The sequence below is a fragment of the Halorubrum sp. CBA1229 genome (assembly GCF_003721435.2).
In the GTDB taxonomy this organism is placed as follows: Archaea; Halobacteriota; Halobacteria; order Halobacteriales; family Haloferacaceae; genus Halorubrum.
Genome location: NZ_CP054585.1, coordinates 1,429,845 through 1,448,012, shown reverse-complemented (window position 1 = coordinate 1,448,012; position 18,168 = coordinate 1,429,845). Strand labels below are relative to the sequence as shown.

Annotated in this window: 17 protein-coding genes and 1 tRNA gene; 10 read left to right on the top strand and 8 right to left on the bottom strand. The window is 70.2% G+C overall.

The genetic code is table 11. The features are described 5' to 3' along the window. The first annotated feature begins 83 nt into the window (after positions 1-83). From hjc to Hrr1229_RS07240, 5 genes are all read left to right on the top strand, one after another. The gene (gene hjc, locus Hrr1229_RS07260; protein WP_123113519.1) at positions 84-623 is read left to right on the top strand and encodes a Holliday junction resolvase Hjc; all 540 of its coding nucleotides are present in this window, start codon (positions 84-86) and stop codon (positions 621-623) included. Between the two features lie 40 nt (positions 624-663). Then, on the top strand, positions 664-1,596 hold the full coding sequence (gene rio1, locus Hrr1229_RS07255) for a serine/threonine-protein kinase Rio1 (RefSeq protein ID WP_123113520.1): 933 nt from the start codon (positions 664-666) through the stop codon (positions 1,594-1,596). Positions 1,597-1,698: 102 nt separating this feature from the next. Beyond that, entirely contained in the window at positions 1,699-2,241 is a 543-nt protein-coding gene (locus Hrr1229_RS07250; RefSeq protein ID WP_123113521.1) for a KH domain-containing protein, read from the top strand. Between the two features lie 392 nt (positions 2,242-2,633). Then, positions 2,634-4,286: a thermosome subunit alpha gene (thsA, locus tag Hrr1229_RS07245; RefSeq protein WP_123114892.1), complete on the top strand. Its 1,653-nt coding sequence runs from the start codon at positions 2,634-2,636 to the stop codon at positions 4,284-4,286. A 362-nt stretch (positions 4,287-4,648) separates the two neighbouring features. Beyond that, on the top strand, positions 4,649-5,305 hold the full coding sequence (locus Hrr1229_RS07240; protein WP_123114893.1) for a lactate utilization protein: 657 nt from the start codon (positions 4,649-4,651) through the stop codon (positions 5,303-5,305). 209 nt (positions 5,306-5,514) lie between these two features. Here Hrr1229_RS07240 and Hrr1229_RS07235 read toward each other — a convergent pair. Further along, a tRNA-Lys gene (locus Hrr1229_RS07235) sits at positions 5,515-5,588 on the bottom strand. 111 nt (positions 5,589-5,699) lie between these two features. Here Hrr1229_RS07235 and Hrr1229_RS07230 point away from each other — a divergent pair. Next, on the top strand, positions 5,700-7,043 hold the full coding sequence (locus Hrr1229_RS07230; RefSeq protein WP_123113522.1) for a M20/M25/M40 family metallo-hydrolase: 1,344 nt from the start codon (positions 5,700-5,702) through the stop codon (positions 7,041-7,043). On the opposite strand, the gene Hrr1229_RS07225 is transcribed toward Hrr1229_RS07230, so the two are convergent. Then, complete coding sequence (locus Hrr1229_RS07225) at positions 7,016-7,684, bottom strand: hypothetical protein (RefSeq protein WP_123113523.1); 669 nt, start codon at positions 7,682-7,684, stop codon at positions 7,016-7,018. The two genes, Hrr1229_RS07230 and Hrr1229_RS07225, sit on opposite strands and share 28 nt — an antisense overlap. A 551-nt stretch (positions 7,685-8,235) precedes the next feature. Between Hrr1229_RS07225 and Hrr1229_RS07220 the strand changes: the two genes are divergently transcribed. Beyond that, positions 8,236-8,493: a hypothetical protein gene (locus tag Hrr1229_RS07220; protein WP_123113524.1), complete on the top strand. Its 258-nt coding sequence runs from the start codon at positions 8,236-8,238 to the stop codon at positions 8,491-8,493. A 96-nt stretch (positions 8,494-8,589) separates the two neighbouring features. Continuing rightward, positions 8,590-9,699, top strand: a complete 1,110-nt coding sequence (locus Hrr1229_RS07215) for an alanine--glyoxylate aminotransferase family protein (RefSeq protein ID WP_123114894.1) — start codon at positions 8,590-8,592, stop codon at positions 9,697-9,699. A 22-nt stretch (positions 9,700-9,721) separates the two neighbouring features. On the opposite strand, the gene Hrr1229_RS07210 is transcribed toward Hrr1229_RS07215, so the two are convergent. The 6 genes from Hrr1229_RS07210 to Hrr1229_RS07185 form a co-directional block, all read right to left on the bottom strand. Further along, positions 9,722-10,048, bottom strand: coding sequence for a hypothetical protein (locus tag Hrr1229_RS07210; protein ID WP_123113525.1), 327 nt, complete (start codon positions 10,046-10,048; stop codon positions 9,722-9,724). Between the two features lie 10 nt (positions 10,049-10,058). After that, the gene (locus Hrr1229_RS07205; protein ID WP_123114895.1) at positions 10,059-10,358 is read right to left on the bottom strand and encodes a DUF424 domain-containing protein; all 300 of its coding nucleotides are present in this window, start codon (positions 10,356-10,358) and stop codon (positions 10,059-10,061) included. Between the two features lie 21 nt (positions 10,359-10,379). Continuing rightward, the gene (locus Hrr1229_RS07200; RefSeq protein WP_123113526.1) at positions 10,380-11,273 is read right to left on the bottom strand and encodes a tetratricopeptide repeat protein; all 894 of its coding nucleotides are present in this window, start codon (positions 11,271-11,273) and stop codon (positions 10,380-10,382) included. A gap of 590 nt (positions 11,274-11,863) precedes the next feature. Further along, a complete protein-coding gene (locus Hrr1229_RS07195; protein ID WP_123113528.1) occupies positions 11,864-12,991 on the bottom strand; it encodes an ABC transporter ATP-binding protein in 1,128 nt (375 codons plus the stop codon). Continuing rightward, entirely contained in the window at positions 12,981-14,798 is a 1,818-nt protein-coding gene (locus Hrr1229_RS07190; RefSeq protein WP_123113529.1) for an iron ABC transporter permease, read from the bottom strand. The genes Hrr1229_RS07195 and Hrr1229_RS07190 overlap by 11 nt, the downstream gene beginning before the upstream one ends. A gap of 10 nt (positions 14,799-14,808) precedes the next feature. Continuing rightward, the gene (locus tag Hrr1229_RS07185) at positions 14,809-16,113 is read right to left on the bottom strand and encodes a thiamine ABC transporter substrate-binding protein (RefSeq protein ID WP_123113530.1); all 1,305 of its coding nucleotides are present in this window, start codon (positions 16,111-16,113) and stop codon (positions 14,809-14,811) included. A 145-nt stretch (positions 16,114-16,258) separates the two neighbouring features. Here Hrr1229_RS07185 and Hrr1229_RS07180 point away from each other — a divergent pair, with 145 nt between their 5' ends. Together Hrr1229_RS07180 and hisA are read left to right on the top strand one after the other, a co-directional pair. Continuing rightward, the gene (locus Hrr1229_RS07180) at positions 16,259-17,080 is read left to right on the top strand and encodes a hypothetical protein (RefSeq protein ID WP_123113531.1); all 822 of its coding nucleotides are present in this window, start codon (positions 16,259-16,261) and stop codon (positions 17,078-17,080) included. 93 nt (positions 17,081-17,173) lie between these two features. Beyond that, positions 17,174-17,914 carry a 1-(5-phosphoribosyl)-5-[(5-phosphoribosylamino)methylideneamino]imidazole-4-carboxamide isomerase gene (gene hisA / locus Hrr1229_RS07175; RefSeq protein WP_123113532.1) on the top strand — a complete coding sequence of 247 codons (741 nt, stop codon included), beginning with the start codon at positions 17,174-17,176 and terminating at the stop codon, positions 17,912-17,914. Positions 17,915-18,168 lie beyond the last annotated feature (254 nt).

The window sequence follows — 18,168 nt, the reverse complement described above, 5'->3', positions numbered from 1 at the left end:
GACGGGCGGAGTCAGAGAGCGGGCCGCGCCGACCCGCCGCCCTTTTGACCGCCTCGCGCCTACGGCGCGCATGACCGAACCGGGTGACGACGACCGTGTCCGCTAACCGGAAGGGCGACCGCCGCGAGCGCGAGTTGGTGAACGCGCTGGACGAGGCCGGCTTCGCCGTGATGCGCGCGCCGGCCAGCGGCGCCGCGACGGAGCGAGAGCTCCCCGACGTGCTCGCCGGCGACGGCGACACGTTCTACGCCATCGAGGCGAAGTCGAGCGCGGGCGACCCGATCTACCTCACCGGCGAGGAGGTGGAGGCGCTGACGTTCTTCGCGCGGAACTTCGGCGCGAAGGCGCGGATCGCGGTGCGGTTCGACCGCGAGGACTGGTACTTCTTCCACCCGGGCGATCTGTACACGACGGACGCCGGGTCGTATCGGGTGAAGAAGGAGAAGGCGCTCGCCGACGGCACCGACTTCCCCGAGTTCGTCGGCGAGACGGAGAAGGTGACGCTCGACGAGATCGGCGGCGGCGAGGACGCGGTCGACCCCGAGGCGGAGGAGCGCCGCGAGGTGCTGGAGGCGGTCCGGGACGGCCACATGCCGGTGGAGGACGCACTCGACGTGCTGTGACCCCCTCGCTTATCCCTCGCGGCGACGAACGCCGAGGCGAATGAGCGAGGAGTTCGTCCTGCTAGAGCCCGACGACCAGCCCGGCGACGAGTGGGAACAGTTGGACGTCTCCGACACGGAGGCCGACCGGATCGCCCGGCGGCAGGACCGCGAGTTCGACGAGTTCCGCAAGCGGATCAAGGACACCGAGCAGTTCAAGCTCCAGGAGTCGGTGTTCGACGACGCGACGCTGGCGGCGGTGTACAAGCTCGTGCAGGACGGCTACGTCGACGCCTTCGGCGGCCCGGTGTCGACGGGGAAGGAGGCGAGCGTCTTCGAGGCGCTCGGCGGGCAGGCGGGCGAGCGCCCGGAGCCCGGCTCCGAGGCCGCGAGGGGCGGCCCCGAGGGCGCCCACTCTGAGCGCGAGGTCGCCGTTAAGGTGTACCGGATCAACTCCTCGAACTTCCGGCAGATGCGTGACTACCTCGAGGGCGACCCGCGCTTCGAGGGGATCGCGAGCGACAAGAAGGCGGTCGTGCTGGCGTGGACCCGCAAGGAGTTCGCGAACCTCGAACGCGCGCGCAAGGCCGGCGTGCGCGTCCCCGAGCCGATCGCGGTCCAGCGGAACGTCCTCGTGATGGAGCTCGTCGGGCACGCCGAGGACCGCGCCCGGCGGCTGAACGAGGTCGACGTGGAGAACCCGGAGACCGCCTACGAGGTCGTCCGCGAGTACATGCGCCGGCTCTACCGCGCCGGCCTGATCCACGGCGACCTCTCGGAGTACAACATGATCATCCACGACGGCGAGCTGGTGATCATCGATCTGGGGCAGGCGGTGACGGTCCACCACCCGAACGCCGGCGAGTTCCTCCAGCGGGACTGCGAGAACGTGGCGACATTCTTCACCCGGCAGGGGATCGACGTCGACCCGGACAACCTCCGGTCGTACGTGACGGAACCGGAGGCCGACCCGAGCGGGGAGCCGGACGAGTGAATCGCGACGATATCGGTCTCAAGCGGCCGAAGACCCCGTCACGCGACCGCACACCCGGGGCCGGCGGACACGCTTAAAAGGCTTCGCCGGGTATTCCGACGCATGCAACACGTGACGGTTCCGCAGGACCGTATCGGCGTCGTCATCGGCGCCGGCGGCGAGACGATGCGGGAGATCGAGGAGCGGGCGAACGTGCGGCTGGACGTGGACTCGGAGTCGGGCAGCGTCGCCATCGAGGAGCGCGACGACCCCGTCGCCGCGATGGTCGCGCCGGACGTGATCAAGGCGATCGGGCGGGGGTTCACGCCGGAGACGGCCATGTCGATCCTCGACCACGACCTCCGGACGCTCGACCTGATCGATCTGTCCGAGCACACCCGCAACGACAACGACCTCCAGCGCAAGAAGGGCCGGATCATCGGCGAGAACGGTCGGACTCGGGAGCTGTTAGAGGAGCTGTCGGGCGCGAACGTCGTCGTCTACGGCTCGACGGTGGGCGCCGTCGGCCAGCCCGAGGAGCTCGAAGTGGTCCGTCGAGCGGTCGGGATGCTGCTGGACGGCGCGCCCCACGGCGCGGTGTACTCGTACTTAGAACGGATGTCGAACGAGCTCGACGACGACGTGAGCTTCAACGCACCGAAGTAATCAGACTAGGGCGTCCCGGTTGTCGACGTCGTCACTCAGTTATAGTTCAGCGTGGTGGCGGTGGACCGCTCCAAACCCCCAACCGCTCGTTTATAAACGGCTCATACTGGATCGACGGTGAACACCGCCAAAGCCCAGCCTCGTCGCGCGTGCTCCTCGCGGGCCGACGGCCCGCTCGTAGGCACGCGCCGACCGCAGATCCATTTATAAACGATCCACGCCTCATCGCCCAATCTGTCGTTCTATATAAACACCCGTGTGAACATAACCCATACCGGCCGGTACTCCCCCACCGTGTTGCGGTTTCGCACGACCCGAACGAAGGGTTTATATAGAATCACAAACAATCAAAGGTTGTAATGTCACAGCGCCAGCGGATGGGCAATCAGCCCATGATCGTACTTTCTGAGGAGTCGCAGCGAACCTCCGGAAAGGACGCTCAGAACATGAATATCACGGCCGGCAAGGCGGTCGCGGAGTCCGTCCGCACCACGCTCGGCCCGAAAGGGATGGACAAGATGCTCGTCGACTCCGGCGGGTCCGTCGTCGTCACGAACGACGGCGTCACCATCCTGAAGGAGATGGACATCGACCACCCGGCGGCCAACATGATCGTCGAGGTCTCCGAGACGCAGGAGGAGGAGGTCGGCGACGGCACCACCTCCGCGGTCGTGGTCGCCGGTGAGCTCCTCGATCAGGCCGAGGAGCTCCTCGATCAGGACATCCACGCGACGACCCTCGCGCAGGGGTACCGTCAGGCCTCCGAGAAGGCCAAGGAGATCCTCGAAGAGGAGGCCATCGAGGTCTCCGAGGACGACTACGACACGCTCGTCGAGATCGCCGAGACGGCGATGACGGGCAAGGGCGCCGAGAACTCCAAGGACCTCCTCGCCGAGCTCGTCGTCGACTCCGTGCTCGCAGTCGCTGACGACGACGACATCGATACGGAGAACGTCTCCGTCGAGAAGGTCGTCGGCAGCTCGATCGACCAGTCCGAGCTCGTCGAGGGCGTCATCGTCGACAAGGAGCGCGTCGACGAGAACATGCCCTTCGCCGTCGAGGACGCGGACGTGGCGCTGTTCGACGGCGCCATCGAGGTCAAGGAGACGGAGATCGACGCCGAGGTCAACGTCACCGACCCCGACCAGCTCCAGCAGTTCCTCGACCAGGAGGAGGAGCAGCTCCGCGAGATGGTCGACCACCTCGTCAACATCGGCGCCGACGTCGTCTTCGTCGGCGACGGCATCGACGACATGGCCCAGCACTACCTCGCGCAGGAGGGCATCCTCGCCGTCCGCCGCGCGAAGTCCGGTGACCTGAATCGTCTCGCCCGCGCGACCGGCGGCCGCGTCGTCTCCAACCTCGAGGACATCGAGTCGGACGACCTCGGCTTCGCCGGCTCCGTGGCCCAGAAGGACATCGGCGGCGACGAGCGCATCTTCGTCGAGGACGTCGAGCAGGCGAAGTCCGTCACCCTCATCCTCCGCGGCGGCACCGAACACGTCGTCGACGAGGTCGAGCGCGCCATCGAGGACTCGCTCGGCGTCGTCCGCACGACGCTGCTCGACGGGCAGGTCCTGCCCGGCGGCGGCGCCCCCGAGGCCGAGCTCGCGCTGCAGCTCCGCGACTTCGCCGACTCCGTCGGCGGCCGCGAGCAGCTCGCCGTCGAGGCGTTCGCCGACGCGCTGGAAGTCGTCCCGCGCACCCTCGCCGAGAACGCGGGCCTCGACCCCATCGACTCGCTGGTCGACCTCCGCTCCCGCCACGACGGCGGCGAGTTCGGCGCCGGTCTCGACGCCTACACGGGCGACGTGATCGACATGGAGGCCGAGGGCGTCGTGGAGCCGCTCCGCGTCAAGACCCAGGCCATCGAGTCCGCCACCGAGGCGGCCGTCATGATCCTCCGCATCGACGACGTCATCGCGGCCGGCGACCTCAAGGGCGGCGGCACCGACGACGGCGGCGACGAGGGCGGCCCCGGCGGCGCGCCCGGCGGCATGGGCGGCGGCATGGGCGGCATGGGCGGTATGGGCGGCGCGATGTGAGCTTCGCGTAGGCCACACCACACACTCCACGCCGACCGCAGTCGCTTCGCCGAACCGACCCGCCGACCGACCGTCGCGCGCCCTCACGGGCCTCGACGACACGCGATTTTTATCGAGACGACCGCTCGCGTAGCCGGCGGCTCGTCGATCGCGGTATCGACCAGCTCGTCTTACCCGTCACGAACCGAGCGGTCGCCCCGCCGACACGACGATAACACCGGTGTCACCACCCGACACGAGTGTTCGCGAGTCGTTAAGTGTCGTCCGCTCCTCGGTTCGTACACGAGACGGACCCGGCGTCTCTCGGCGTGGACTCATCCACGGAGCGGCGCACCGCGGTCCCGATTCGCGGTCACTTCACCATGCCACAACAGAAAGCGGACTACGCGGACGACACCGAGATCGACGACGCGCTCGACCAGCTCCCCGACGACGAGACCGTCGAATCGGCGGTCGAGGGCCTCGAAGCCAACGGGTTCGAGGTCGTCGTCGTCGACTCCGCCGACGAGGCGCTGGCGGCGGTCGAAGCGCAGATCCCCGCGGGCGCGTCCGTGATGAACGGTCACTCGACGACGCTCGAGGAGATCGGGTTCGACGAGCTCCTGAGCGAGGGCGACCACGAGTGGGAGAGCCTCCCGGACGAGATCTGGAGCATCGACGACGACGCCGAGCGACAGGCGGCGCGCCGGAAGGCCCAGACCGCGGACTACTTCCTCGGCGGGATCAACGCGATCGCGGAGACGGGCGAGCTCGTCGCCGCCGACCTCTCCGGCAGCCGGATCGGGGCGTACCCGTTCGCCGCCGGCAACGTGGTCATCGTCAGCGGCGCGAACAAGATCGTCCCGACCCTCGACGACGCCCTCGACCGACTGGAGTCGGTCGCGTACCCGCTGGAGAACGAGCGCGCCCAGGAGGCGTACGGCGTCGAGTCGTCGATCGCCAAGCAGCTCATCTACCGACAGGAGACGGAGGAGGGCCGGACGACGGTCGTCCTCGTGCGCGAGCAGCTCGGGTACTGAGTTCGGTTTCGGCGACACGTCACGCGCTTTTTCCCTCGATTTCGACGGCTTGGAGCGGCCGCGTCGCTCTCGGTGTTGCTCGCGGCGGTACAGCGGGCCGGGAGGGATTCGAACCCCACTCGCACGGTTGCCTCGCTTCTCTCGGCGCTGCGTGCTCCCTGGTTCGAATCCCGCTGGCGTTTTCACTGCTCCCGTTGGTCGCAGGAAAACGGGCCGGGAGGGATTCGAACCCCCGACCGTCCGGTTAAAAGCCGGACGCTCTCCCTAACTGAGCTACCGGCCCAGACACGAATCGGTAGGGCGAGACCACGGATAAACGTTTAGAAACCGCGTGCGGCGAGGGGATTCTCCGCCGATCCGAAACGATTTCGGGACCGCCCGCGTCGCCGCGAGCATGGACTTCGACATGCGCGCGTTCGCCGCCGACCTCTGTCGGTTCCCCTCCACCGCCGGGAGGGAGGCGGCCGCGGCCGACTTCGTCGAGGACCGCCTCGACGACCTCGGCTTCGAGACGTACGCGTGGGACGCCGACCCCGACCTGCTCGCCGACCACCCCTCCTTCCCGGACGATCTCGACGAAGCGGACGTGGCGGGTCGCCGGAGCGTCGGCGGCGTGCTCGAACTCGGCGGGGCGAGCGAGGACGACGTCGTCAGCGACGCCACGCCCGCGGTCGTCCTCAACGGCCACATCGACGTGGTGCCGGCCGAGCCCGCGGAGTGGTCGAGCGACCCCTTCGAACCGGCGTGGGGAACCGAGGACGGCGACGCCGAGGGCGACGACGGCGACGCCGAAAGCGACACCCTCACCGCCCGCGGCGCGGCGGACATGAAGTCGGGGGTGGCGGCCTGCGCGGGCGCGGCACTCGACGTCCGGGAGTCGGTCGCGGCCGGCGAACTCGACCTCCCGGCCGGCGGGCTCCGCGTCGTCGTCGAGGCGGTCGCGGGCGAGGAGGACGGCGGGTACGGCGCGGCGACCGCGGCGCTCGCGAACCCGTATCCGTTCGAGCGCGACGCGGCGATCGTGGCGGAGCCGACCGAGCTGCGCCCCGTGGTCGCCACCGAGGGGTCGCTGATGGCGCGGCTGGAGCTGACCGGGCGGAGCGCGCACGCCGCCACGCCGTGGCGCGGCGAGGACGTCCTCCCGCGGTTCGAGGCGATCCGGGAGGCGTTCATGGACCTAGAAACCGAGCGCGGCGAGTCGGTGACGCACCCCCTGTACACCGAGTTCCCGGTGCCGTGGCCGGTGGTCTGCGGGACGGTCGACGCCGGGTCGTGGGCGTCGACCGTGCCGGCATCGCTGACGGCGGAGTTCCGGATCGGCGTCGCACCGGGCGAGACGGTCGACGAGGTGGCGGCGGCGTTCCGCGAGCGGCTCGACGCGGTCGTCGCCGAGGACCCGTGGCTGCGCGAGCACCCGCCGACGTTCGAGCGGTTCTCCGTGCAGTTCGAGGCGAGCGAGGTCGCCGTCGACGAGCCGATCGTCGAGGCGGCGCGGGCGGGGCTGGTCGAGGCCGGACTCCCGAACCCGGAGCCGACCGGCGCGACGTACGGCGCCGACTCCAGGCACTACGTCGCGGCGGGGATCCCGACCGTGCTGCTGGGGCCGGGGACCGTCACGGAGGCGCACTACCCGGACGAGACGATCGCGTGGAACGAGGTCGAGAAGGGGCGGGCGGCGATCGCGGCCGCGGTCGGTCGGTTCGCCGAGCGCTACTCGGAGCCGTCGGCGGCGAAGTAGTCGTCGAGCGCCTCGGTGACGAGGGCGCCGGGCTCGACGTTCCGGTTCGAGGCGCGTCGCCGGAGCTCCACGTACGTGTCGAGGGGGAGCCGGACGCCGAGGAACCCGAGTTCGACGCCCGCCTCGCGGACCGCGCTCTCGACGTCGGCCCCGTCGTTGACCGCGGAGGCGATGGAGCGCACCTCGCGGACGGTGAGGTCGCCGTCGATGGTCGCCCACGCGAGCAGGTAGCGGTCGGTGCCGCCGAGGCGCGCGACGTGTTTCGCCGCGCTCGGCGCGATCCGGCCGCTCGCGACCTGCCGGCGGATCGCTTGCGGGAGGTCGTGGACGCGGGCCCACTTGCGGATGAACGCCACGGAGACGTCGTCGCCCGCTCGCTCGGCGGCCGCCTTGTACGAGCCGACGCCGCGGACCAAGGCCGCGCAGGCGGCCGCCCCGCGCAACATTAGGACGTTGTCCTCGTCGCCGACGTCGCCGGCCGCGAAGCGGGCCACCGTCTCGGCCGCCTCGGCCACGCTCTCGGGGTCGTCGGGGTCGAAGCCGACCGCCTCCGCGGCCCGCTCGCCCGTCACCTCGGGGTCGGCCCGGACGACGGGCTCGCCGACGGGGGAGCGCCGGTCCGCGCGAGAGTCCTCGTTCATACCTTCACCTTCCGTTGTACACATATAAGCGACCGGCACCGGGGCAGGATTCGCTCACGACCGTGACGGGCCACAGGAACCGCCGACAGCGACTCGGAACGGACGGCAAAGCCCCGACGACGGCGACGTGGTTTATAAAGAGGTCGCGGAAGGGCGTCACAGCCATTTATAAACGAGCGGTGGCGCGCGCCTCCGAGTGGCCGGTAGGCCACGAGGAGCGCCGCGCGAGGGAGTCGCTGGCGGCGCCAGCCGCCAGCGACGAGGCTGGGGAGGCGTGAGGCTGCGGTGCTGTGCGGGGCGGGACTCAAAGGGGCAGCCGGGAGGACGACGGCGGCCGAAGTAAGGACCGCAGGGAGCGAGCAGCGCGAGCGACCGAGGACCGCAACGAGGCCCCCGAGTCCTCCCGGCTGGGGCTTTGGAGGTGTTCACCGTCGATCCACAGTCGGCCGTTTATAAACAAGCGGTCGGAGACCCGAAGCTACTCGAAGTCCATCTGCCGTCGACAACGTATTCGCCGACACGCATTACCGCCCCGAACCCCTACCTCGCGTATGGCCTCGGAGTCGTGCCACGTCTGCGAGCGGTCCGTCAGGATCGCCGGCGGGATCGGCGACCTGTGGAACTTCGCGTTCGAGTCGACGCAGGGGATGACCCTGGAGCTCGCCGACGGCTCCGAGTTCTTCCTCTGTTTCGACTGCATGGAGCGGCTCCCGGACGACCGCGAGCCCACCGAAGCGGACGTCGTCGACCTCCGGGAGCGCACCGACCCCGTCGAGGACGACGGCAACGACTTCTGGCACTGGCGCTAGGGCGCGGCCTCCACGCCCGAACGCCGCTCTCCCTTTCGCGGATATCACAAGGAACATACTGTCTCGCGACCCGATACGATCCATCAGGTGGATCCCGTGACAGAGAAACGCGAATACCGCGACGACTACGACGACAAGACGCTGTACATCCCCGGGCCGACCGAGGTCCGCGACGACGTCATCGAGGCGATGACGGAGTCGACGTTCGGGCACCGGATGGACCGGATGACCGACCTGTACACGACCATCGTCGAGGACACGAAGGAGTTCCTCGGCACCGACAACGACGTGATCATCCTCACGGCCTCCGGCACGGAGTTCTGGGAGGCGTCGACGCTCAACCTCGTCGACGACCGCGTCCTGGTGCCGACCTGCGGGAGCTTCAGCGAGCGGTTCGCCAACGTCGCCGAGCGGCTCGGCAAGGACGTCACCCGGCTGGAGTACGAGTGGGGCGAGGCGGTCAAACCCGAGGACGTCCGCGAGGCGCTCGAAGCCAGCGACGAGGGGTACGACATGGTCGCGGGCGTGATGAACGAGTCGTCGACCGGCGTCCGGAACCCGATCGAGGAGATGGGCGACGTGATCGCAGAGTTCCCGGACACCTACTTCGCCGTCGACGCCGTCTCGTCGCTCGGCGGCGACTACGTCGATATCGAGGAACACGACATCGACGTCATCTTCGCGTCCACGCAGAAGGCGTTCGCGATGCCCCCGGGGCTCGCGGTCTGCGTCGTCAGCGACGACGCCTACGACCGCGAGGTCGAGAAGGGCGACTCCTCGTGGTACGGCGGCTTCCGGCGTGCGATCGACTACTACGACCGGAAGGGCCAGACCCACTCGACGCCCGCCATCCCGATCATGCTGGCGTACCGCAAGCAGATGAAACACATGCTCGACGAGGGGCACCGCGCCCGCGACGAGCGCCACCGGGAGATGATGGAGTACGTCCACGACTGGGCGGACGAGCACTTCGCGATGTTCCCCGAGGAGGGGTACGAGTCGCAGACGGTCGCCTGTATCGAGAACACGCAGGGGATCGACGTCGCCGCGACGATCGAGGAAGTGAGCGAGGAGTACGACATGGCCTTCTCGAACGGGTACGGCGACATCGCCGAGGAGACGTTCCGCATCGGTCACATGGGCGAGCACACGGTCGAGAGCGTGAAGGAGCTCACCGACGCGATCGAGGACGTCGCGGACCTGTAGCGCGGTCCCTACTTTTAAACGATCACTCGTCCGACCGCGGCTCCACCAGATCGAGCCGGTACCGGCGCCCCCCCGCCTTCGTCTCCTCGACCGCGACGACGACGAACGAGTGGTCGCCGACGTCGACGATGTCGCCCGTCGAGAGCGGGCCGTCCGGGCCGCGCTCGCCGCGTCGGCGTCGGTTCCGGCGGGCGCGCTCCGGGTTCTCGGCGTCCAGTTCCTCCCCCACGACCTCCGGCGCGACGCCGATGACGGCGCGTTTGGCGTCGATCGCGCGGCTCCAGAACGCGTCCGACGGCGGGTGCGGTCCCAACAGCTCCGCGAGCTCCGCCCTCCCGAGTCGCTTCATACCCCCGTCCTCACAGCCAGAGCAGTTGTGCGTGTCGGGTCTCCTCGACCTCCAGCACCGTCTCCTCGTCGACGAGCCCGGCCTCGACCGCGACGCCGACGGCCTCGCGCCCGACGATGTTCGCGACCTGCGCGCGGCGGAGTCCGGCGACGACCTCCTCGGCGCTCGCCTCGACGGCGTCGTCGCCGCCGTAGAACTCCTCAGTGACGGCTAGCCTCACGGGGCCGTCCTCGTACGTCTCGCCGAGACAGTCCGCGTCGCAGACGGAGACGAGCGTCCCCTCCGCGGTCTCGCGCTCGCGCAGGAGCATCACGGGAGCCGGCGAGCCCATCTAGAAGCCCTCGGGCCCCTCGCCCTGCAGCTCGCGCTCCGGGGACTCGGCCGGCTCGCCGCGCTCGCCGGCGCCCGGCTGACCGCCGCGACCGCCGCGGTTTCCGGCGCCGCCCCGCCCGCCGCGACCGCCCGGTCCGGGCGCCTGTCCGGTCTGTTCCTCGACCATCTGCCCTTCCGCCTCGCGGCGGATCTCTTCGGCCCGGTCGGCGACCTCCTCGGCCTGCTCGTGTTCGCCCGCCTCCTCGAGGGCGCGCGCCTTCTCCTCGAGGACGCCCGCGCTCCGGTAGCCGAGGCGGATCGCGTTGTCGAAGCAGGTGACGGCGTCCTCGGCGAGCCCGCGCTCGACCAGCATGAACCCGCGGTTGTACCACGCCTCGGCGAAGCGCGGGTCGGTCTCGACGGCGCGCTCGGCGTGTTCGAGCGCCTGCTCGGTGCGGCCGAACTCCCAGAGCGCGTACGCGAGGTTGGTCTCGGCGGTCGCGGCGTGCTCCGAGGAGTCGTCGATCCGCAGCGCCTCCTCGTAGGCGCCGATCGCCTGGTCGTACTCTTCGAGTTCGGCGTGCGCCGCGCCCTTGTTCACCCACGCCTCCTGGGCCTCCAGCGAGTCCTCCTCGGCGAACTGGGCGGCGCGCTCGAACGTCTCCGTCGCCTCCTCGAAGCGGTTGATCCCCATATACGAGAGCCCGACGTCGATCAGGCGCTCCACGTCGATGGCGTCGCTCTCGACGTTCCGCTTGTCGAGGATATCGGTGAGCACGCGGGAGTCGACGGGGTCGACCGTGTTCGGGTCGGCGTCGATCTCCTCGGGGTCGAGGGTGAACTCCTCGTAGTCGGCGTCGACGCCCTGCCCCGCGGAGAACTCGTGGCGGTCGCCGTCGCGTTCGTCGGTCATATACCCGGTTTTGACGGTCACGACGCGTAAGGGTTGCGTCGCCGACCGAACGACTGCGTCATGGTTGTTGACGGCACGGTGAACTCCTCTACAGTCCTGGGCGTTTGTTTATAACTGAGTGAGACCGGATCGACAGTGACCACCGCCAAAGCCCCAGCCGCTCGGCTGTACGTCGTTGCTGACGCGGTGACAGAAAACACCTCCAAAGTCCCAGCCGCTCGGCTGTACGTCGTTGCAGCCGCGGTGACGGAAAACACCTCCAAAGCCCCAGCCGCTCGGCTGTACGTCGTTGCAGCCGCGGTGACGGAAAACACCTCCAAAGCCCCAGCCGGGAGGCGGGCGCACGCTCGCTGCGCGCTTCGGTCGCTCACTTCGTTCGCTCCCTCCAGTGCTTGCGTCGCCTGCGCCCGCCTCCCGGCTGCCCCTTTGAGTCCCACCCGCCCGCAACCGCACCGCAGCCTCACGCCTCCCCAAGCCTCGTCGCTGGCGGCAGGCGCCGCCAGCGACTCCCTCGCGCGGCGCTCCTCGTGGCCTACCGGCCACTCGGAGGCGCGCGCCAACTGCATGTGCTATTTATAAACCGTTGTCAATCACGCCGCGTCGACGTCGATCACGTGCGCGTCTTCGGGGTCGAAGCCGACGACGACCTCCCCGGAGAGCGGGTCGCGCGTCCGGACGACGAGGTCGCGACCGCCCCAGTCGAGGGTCACGCGCGTCGTCTCGCCGAGGAACTCCGCGCTCGCGACGGTCGCCGCGAGCCGGCTCTCCCCCTCGTCGATCCGCAGGTACTCGGGCCGGACCGAGAAGGTGAGGCGGTCGCCGACGGCGACGTCGGTGGCCCCGCCGACCCTGACGCGGAGCGTCTCGCCGCCGGCGTCGACGGCGGCGGTGGATCCCCCGGAGGTGCCCTCGATCGCCGTGACCCGGCCCGCGAACACGTTGTTGTCGCCGACGAACTCAGCGACGAACCGGGTCGCCGGCTCGCGGTAGACGGTCCGCGGGGGCGCGATCTGCTCCGGTGTTCCGTCGCGCATCACCGCCACGCGGTCGGAGATCGCCAGCGCCTCCTCCTGGTCGTGGGTGACGTAGACGGTCGTAATCGAGAGCTCCGACTGGATCTCCCTGACCTGCACCCGGAGGCGCTCGCGGAGCTGCGCGTCGAGCGCGCTCATCGGCTCGTCTAAGAGGAGGAGGTCGGGACCGGGCGCGAGCGCGCGAGCCATCGCGACGCGCTGCTGCTGCCCGCCGGAGAGGCTCTCGGGCTCGCGGTCGGCGGCGTCGGGGAGGTCGACCAGCTCCAGCAGCTCCGCGACGCGCTCGTCGCGACTCATTCCCTCGGGCGGGTCCGCGAAGTTGAGCCCGTACCCGACGTTCTCGCCGACGGTCATGTGCGGGAACAGCGCGTAGTTCTGGAAGACGACGCCCACGTCGCGGTCCTCGGGCGGCACGCCCGCGACCGACTCGCCGGAGAAGCGGACGGTCCCCGCGGTCGGCTCCTCGAACCCCGCGATCAGCCGGAGCGTCGTCGTCTTGCCGCAGCCCGAGGGACCGACCAGCGTGAAGAACTCGCCCTCGCGCACTCGGAGGCTCACGTCGTCGACGGCGGCGGTGTCGCCGTACCGCTTCGTCACGCCGTCGAGCTCGACCGCCGGGGGGCGGTCCGGGTCGGGGGCGGGCGCCTCGCCGCCGGCGGGACGGCGCTCCGGATCAGAGCCCACTGGTCTCACCTCCGAGGCGCTCGATGACGACGAAGCTGAGCCCGGTAACGACGAGGAGGACGACGCCCATGGCGGTCGCCGGTCCGAGCCGACGCCCGATGAACCGTTCGATGGCGACCGGCATCGTGTACGCGTCGGCGCCGGTGGCGAGCACCACCGTCGCCGTGAACTCGCCGATCGAGATGGCGAACGCGAACGCCGCGCCGGCGACGACCCCGGGCCACACGAGGGGGAGCTCCACGTCGCGGATCACCCGCGCCCGCGACGCGCCGAGCGCCCGAGCCGACTCGACCAGCGAGCGGTCGAGCCCCTCCAGCCCGGGCGCGACAGTCCGGACGACGAACGGGTAGCCCGCGACCGCGTGCGCGACCACGATGGCGACCGCGCCGGTCGCCGCGATCCGCCAGCCCGCCACCTCGACGCCGAAGACGAGCCCGCGCAGCAGGCCGAGCCCGACGATGATCCCCGAGACCGCCAGCGGCGCCATCGCGGCCGCGTCGACCAGCTTCCGGCCGCGGTACCGCCGGGTCGTCAGCACCGCGACGACGACCCCCATCGGCAGGGCGAGCAGCGTCGACGCCGACGCGAACGCCAGCGAGTTGCGGATCGCGGGCCACGGACGCACCTGAAACGCCGCCCCCGTGCGCTGGCGGTCGAGGAGGAACCGATAGTGCTCCAGCGTGAGCGCGCCGTCGCCCCCCGTGACGCTCGCGAGGATCATCGAGGCGATCGGCGCGAGGAAGAGGACCGCCACGGCGACGCTGTAGGCGGCGAGCCCGACGCGCGGCAGGAGGTCACGAGCGGTCGGCGCCGAGGGGAGCAGGCGCCTGCGCGGGAGGGGGCGAGCGCCCCGCGCGCTGACGGTGTTGCGCGCCTCGTAGCGCAGGTACGCCAGCAGCACTCCGAGGGAGATGACGAGCTCGACGATGGCCAGCGCGGCCGCCTCGGCGTAGCTCAGGTCGCGGACGAGCCGGTAGACGAACACCTCGACCGTCGCGAGCTCGAACCCGCCGAGCGCGAGGACGATGGGGAAGGTGCCGAAGGTGAAGACGAACGTCAGCGCCGCCCCCGTCAGCACGGCGGGGTACACCTGCGGCGCGACCACGTCGAAGAACGCCCGGACCGGCCCCGCACCGAGGCTCCGGGCGGTCTCGACCGCGCGCGCGTCGACCGATTCCCACGCCGCGGTCGTCACCCGGGCGACGAGCGGCGCGTTGTAGAAGGCGTGCGCGATCACGACCGCTTGGAGGGTGAACATCAGGTCGACGCGTGGGAGCCCGAGCGCCGACAGGACGGCGTTCAGGGTCCCGTTGGTGCCGAACGTGGCGACGAAGCCGACCGCGACCATGATCGACGGGAGCACGAACGGGACGATCGTCAGCGACCGCAGCGACCGTCGCCCGGGGAACTCGAAGCGCGCGAGCAGGTACGCGGCGGGCAGTCCGATCGCCACGCTGGCGACGGTCGAGAGCGCGGCCTGATACGCGGTGAAGCCGACGATCCCGAGCCGGCGGTCGGGGCCGAGATACGCGTTCGCGACCGCGAGCGGCGACTCGCCCGCGAACAGCCGGGCCAGCTCCCCGAAGTAGAACGGGTCGCGCAGCAGCGCGGCGAACACGGAGAGCGTGGCGGCGCCGTCGACGACGACCGCCTCGACCAAGACTGTGCCGACCGGATAATAAAAGACGACGACGAGGACGACGCTCGTGAGGACCGCGAGCGCGGTCAGCAGGCGCCCTTCGAGCCGGTCGCGGAGCGAGCGGGCGCGGCCGCGACTCGCGTCGCCGTCGCTGCGACGGTCCGTCACGCGGTCGCCCTCAGTTCCCGGCGTACTGCCGCTCCCAGGCGTCGATCCACTCACTGACCGAGCCTTGGAGCTCGTCGTACGTGAACGTCACCGGTTCTGCCGGCTCCTTCGCGAGCTCGGCGTAGTCGTCGGGGAGCGTCGCGGTGTCGGTCGCGGGGAAGGCGACGTTGCGCTGGGCGATCTCGCCCTGCACGTCCGGCTCCAGCATGAACGACATGAACTCGCGGGCGAGCTCCGGCTCGTCGGCGTCGGCGAAGACCGCCATCCCCTCCGGGTTCGCGTACGCCTGATCGTTCAGGAAGCGGATCTGGTGCTGTCCGAGGTCCTCGCCCGCGTCGGCCGCAAACACCTGGTCGGTCGAGTAGGAGACGACGATCGGCGCCTCCCCGTTGCTCCAGGCGGTGTAGGCGTCGTCCCACGAGCCGAGCACCCGCACGTCGTTGGCCTGGAGGTCCGCCCAGTAGTCGAGGTAGTCGTAGTCGGGGTCGCCGTCGCCGCCCTCGACCGCCTCGCCGTCCCCGTCGCTCGCGACGCCGCCGTCGCCGAAGCGGTGGATCGTGTGCAGCAGGAACGAGCGCCCCGTCGAGGAGCCGCCGGGGTTCTGCGCGATGAGCGCGCCGCTGTGCTCGTCGGCGAGCAGCCCGTCGAACGTCGCCGGCGCCTCGATCGCCGTGCCGTCGTAGACGAGGCTCACGTAGCCGGTGTCGAAGGGGACCGCCCGGTCGAACGGGTCGAACAGGAGCCCGTCACGGACGTTGTCGAACCCGCCCACCTCGCCCCGCTCGGCGAACAGGTCGTCGTCGAGCTGGTCGTCGACGCGCACGAGGTCCTCGGTGGTGAGGCCGACGTAGAGGTCGGCGTCGATGGAGACGCCCGAGGCGGCCCGCTCGACGTAGTAGTTCAGCTCGTTGTCGGGCGTCGCCCACTCCAGCTCGGCGTCGACGCGCGACTCGAACTCCTCTTTGAGCCACTCGCCCGGGCTCACCGACGGCGCGTCGATGAAGCTGGTGTACGTCGCGACCGTCAGCGTGGGCGTCTCCGCGTCGTCGCCGTCTTCCCCGTCTTCGCCGGCGGAGCCGTCATCGTCGCCGTCGGACCCGTCCGACCCGTCCTCGGAGCCGCCGTCGCTCCCGTCGTCGCCGGTCTGCTCCGCGCTACACCCCGCGAGCGCGAGGGCGCCCGCGGCGCCGCCGAGCGCTAGGAACCGGCGGCGGGTCGACGGGCGGGGTCGCCGCCGGGCCCCGGGCACGTCCGATTCGTCGTCGACGGTCGCAGTCGCGTCCGCGTCAGTAGTCGCGTCCGTGTCGTCTGCCATTACTCGGTTGTCACACTGGGTGGTTATAAGCGATCCGTGTCGGTGGCGGTCTCCGGTCCGTCGGTCTTCCGCCGTCCGACACCGGCGATATCGGTCCCGATAGCCGCGGCGACACCGATTTACCGCGGGGCGCGCTCCGTGTGGTATGAACGGACTGTCGACGGAGGACGCGGCCGGAACGACGCGCCGACGGCTGCTCGCCGCGGGCGCGAGCGCCGCGGCCGTCGGCCTCGCGGGCTGTCTCGGTACCCGCGACGGGCCGGTGCCGGAGCCGACCGTGACGAGCGAGCGGATCGACGACGGCTGGCGGCTCCTCGACGAGTCGGAGAGCACGGTCTTCGAGCAGGCGTACGGCCCGGTGACAGTGCGTGCGCTCGAACGCTCGCTGATTTACGAGTACGTCTCCGTCGCCGAGGCGCTCGACGAGACGTTCGGCGCGAGCGGGTCGCCGGTGGCCTTCTTCGCGACCCGGATCGATCTCCGCCCCGCCCTCGACGGGCTCCCGGCCGGGATCGGTCGAGATCGGCTGATGACGGAGGTGGAGACGGCCGCGGTCGACGCGTTCCGCGCGCAGCTCCGGAACGCCGGGATAGAGAACCTCGAGGAGGTCGACGAGGGGATCACGACCGTGACCGGCGGCCACACCGCGACGGCGTGGCGCTTCGAGGGCGAGTTCGCGCTCGACGGGGAGGTCCCGCTCCCGGACGGCTCGACGACCGCGGTCGACGAGACCGTGGGCGTCACCGCGCGGCTCGCCGTCTGGCACGACGGCACTGACGTGCTCATGGCCGGCGGGGCGTTCCCGTCGGAGGCGGTCACCGAGGTCATCGGCGACGCCCTCTCGGTCGCGGTCGACGGCGAGACGGTCGTCGAGTCGATCGCCGACGCGGAGACCGCCGAGGCGCTCGCCACCGACCCGGCCGCGTTCGACGAGGAGATATCCGCGCTGATCGTCTCGGTGGAGTGAGGCGTCCGGCGAGTCGACGCGGCGACTCGCGCGGCGCGGTCGCCGCCCCCGCGAATCGACCCGTTTAATCCCCGCCCGCGACTCTCGACGGGTATGAGCGGCGTTTCCGACTTCGAGGTGGTCCCGGCGGTCGACGTACAGGACGGCGAGGTCGTCCAGCTGGTCGGCGGCGAGCGGGGCACGGGCAAGCGGTACGGCGACCCCGTCGAGGCCGCCGAGCGCTGGATCGACGCGGGCGCGCGGACGCTCCACCTCGTCGACCTCGACGGCGCGTTCGAGGGCGAGCGCGTCAACGCCGACGCGATCGAGGCGGTGGTCGAGAGCGTTCCCGACGAAATCGGCCTCCAACTGGGGGGCGGCATCCGCACGGCCGAGGGTGCGCGCGACCTCCTCGATCTGGGGCTCGACCGCGTCATTCTGGGCACCGCGGCGGTCGAGACGCCCGAGATCGTCGCCGCAATCGACGAGACGCACCCCGGCAGCGTCGTCGTCAGCCTCGACGCGAAGGACGGCGAGGTCGTCGTGTCGGGCTGGACCGAGGGAACTGGGCTGGACCCCGCTGAGGCGGCGGTTCGGTACGAGGAACTGGGCGCGGGCGCGATCCTCTTCACCAACGTCGACGTCGAGGGGCAGCTGGAGGGGATCGATCGGGAGGCGGTCCAAGGCGTCGTCGAGGCCGTGGATATTCCGGTTATCGCGTCCGGCGGCGTGGCGAGCGTCGACGACGTAGTCGCGCTGAAGGAGGCCGGCGCGGCCGCCGTCGTCGTCGGCACCGCGCTGTACGAGGGCGAGTTCACGCTGCGAGAGGCGCAGGACGCAGCGGACGAGATTTAAATATCGTGACGTGGTGTCGGCGTCGTTCGTTTATAATCGGTCGTGATCGGGTCGGTGGTGAACACTGCCAAATCACCGACCGTTTGCCCGTAAACGGCTGACTGCGGATCGATGGCGAACACGTCCAAAGCCCCAGCCGCTCGGATATACGTGGTTGACGGCGGATCGTCAGTGGATACCTCAAAAGCACCAGCCGCTCACTTATAAGCAAGTGACACCAAATCGGCGGAGAACAACTCCAAAGCACCAGCCGC

Coding starts and splice junctions, on each gene's coding strand:
- rio1 (WP_123113520.1), top strand. CDS start 664: ATGAGCGAGGAGTTCGTCCTGCTAGAGCCCGACGACCAGCCCGGCGAC.
- Hrr1229_RS07250 (WP_123113521.1), top strand. CDS start 1,699: ATGCAACACGTGACGGTTCCGCAGGACCGTATCGGCGTCGTCATCGGC.
- thsA (WP_123114892.1), top strand. CDS start 2,634: ATGATCGTACTTTCTGAGGAGTCGCAGCGAACCTCCGGAAAGGACGCT.
- Hrr1229_RS07240 (WP_123114893.1), top strand. CDS start 4,649: ATGCCACAACAGAAAGCGGACTACGCGGACGACACCGAGATCGACGAC.
- Hrr1229_RS07230 (WP_123113522.1), top strand. CDS start 5,700: ATGGACTTCGACATGCGCGCGTTCGCCGCCGACCTCTGTCGGTTCCCC.
- Hrr1229_RS07225 (WP_123113523.1), bottom strand. CDS start 7,684: ATGAACGAGGACTCTCGCGCGGACCGGCGCTCCCCCGTCGGCGAGCCC.
- Hrr1229_RS07220 (WP_123113524.1), top strand. CDS start 8,236: ATGGCCTCGGAGTCGTGCCACGTCTGCGAGCGGTCCGTCAGGATCGCC.
- Hrr1229_RS07210 (WP_123113525.1), bottom strand. CDS start 10,048: ATGAAGCGACTCGGGAGGGCGGAGCTCGCGGAGCTGTTGGGACCGCAC.
- Hrr1229_RS07205 (WP_123114895.1), bottom strand. CDS start 10,358: ATGCTCCTGCGCGAGCGCGAGACCGCGGAGGGGACGCTCGTCTCCGTC.
- Hrr1229_RS07200 (WP_123113526.1), bottom strand. CDS start 11,273: ATGACCGACGAACGCGACGGCGACCGCCACGAGTTCTCCGCGGGGCAG.
- Hrr1229_RS07185 (WP_123113530.1), bottom strand. CDS start 16,113: ATGGCAGACGACACGGACGCGACTACTGACGCGGACGCGACTGCGACC.
- Hrr1229_RS07180 (WP_123113531.1), top strand. CDS start 16,259: ATGAACGGACTGTCGACGGAGGACGCGGCCGGAACGACGCGCCGACGG.
- hisA (WP_123113532.1), top strand. CDS start 17,174: ATGAGCGGCGTTTCCGACTTCGAGGTGGTCCCGGCGGTCGACGTACAG.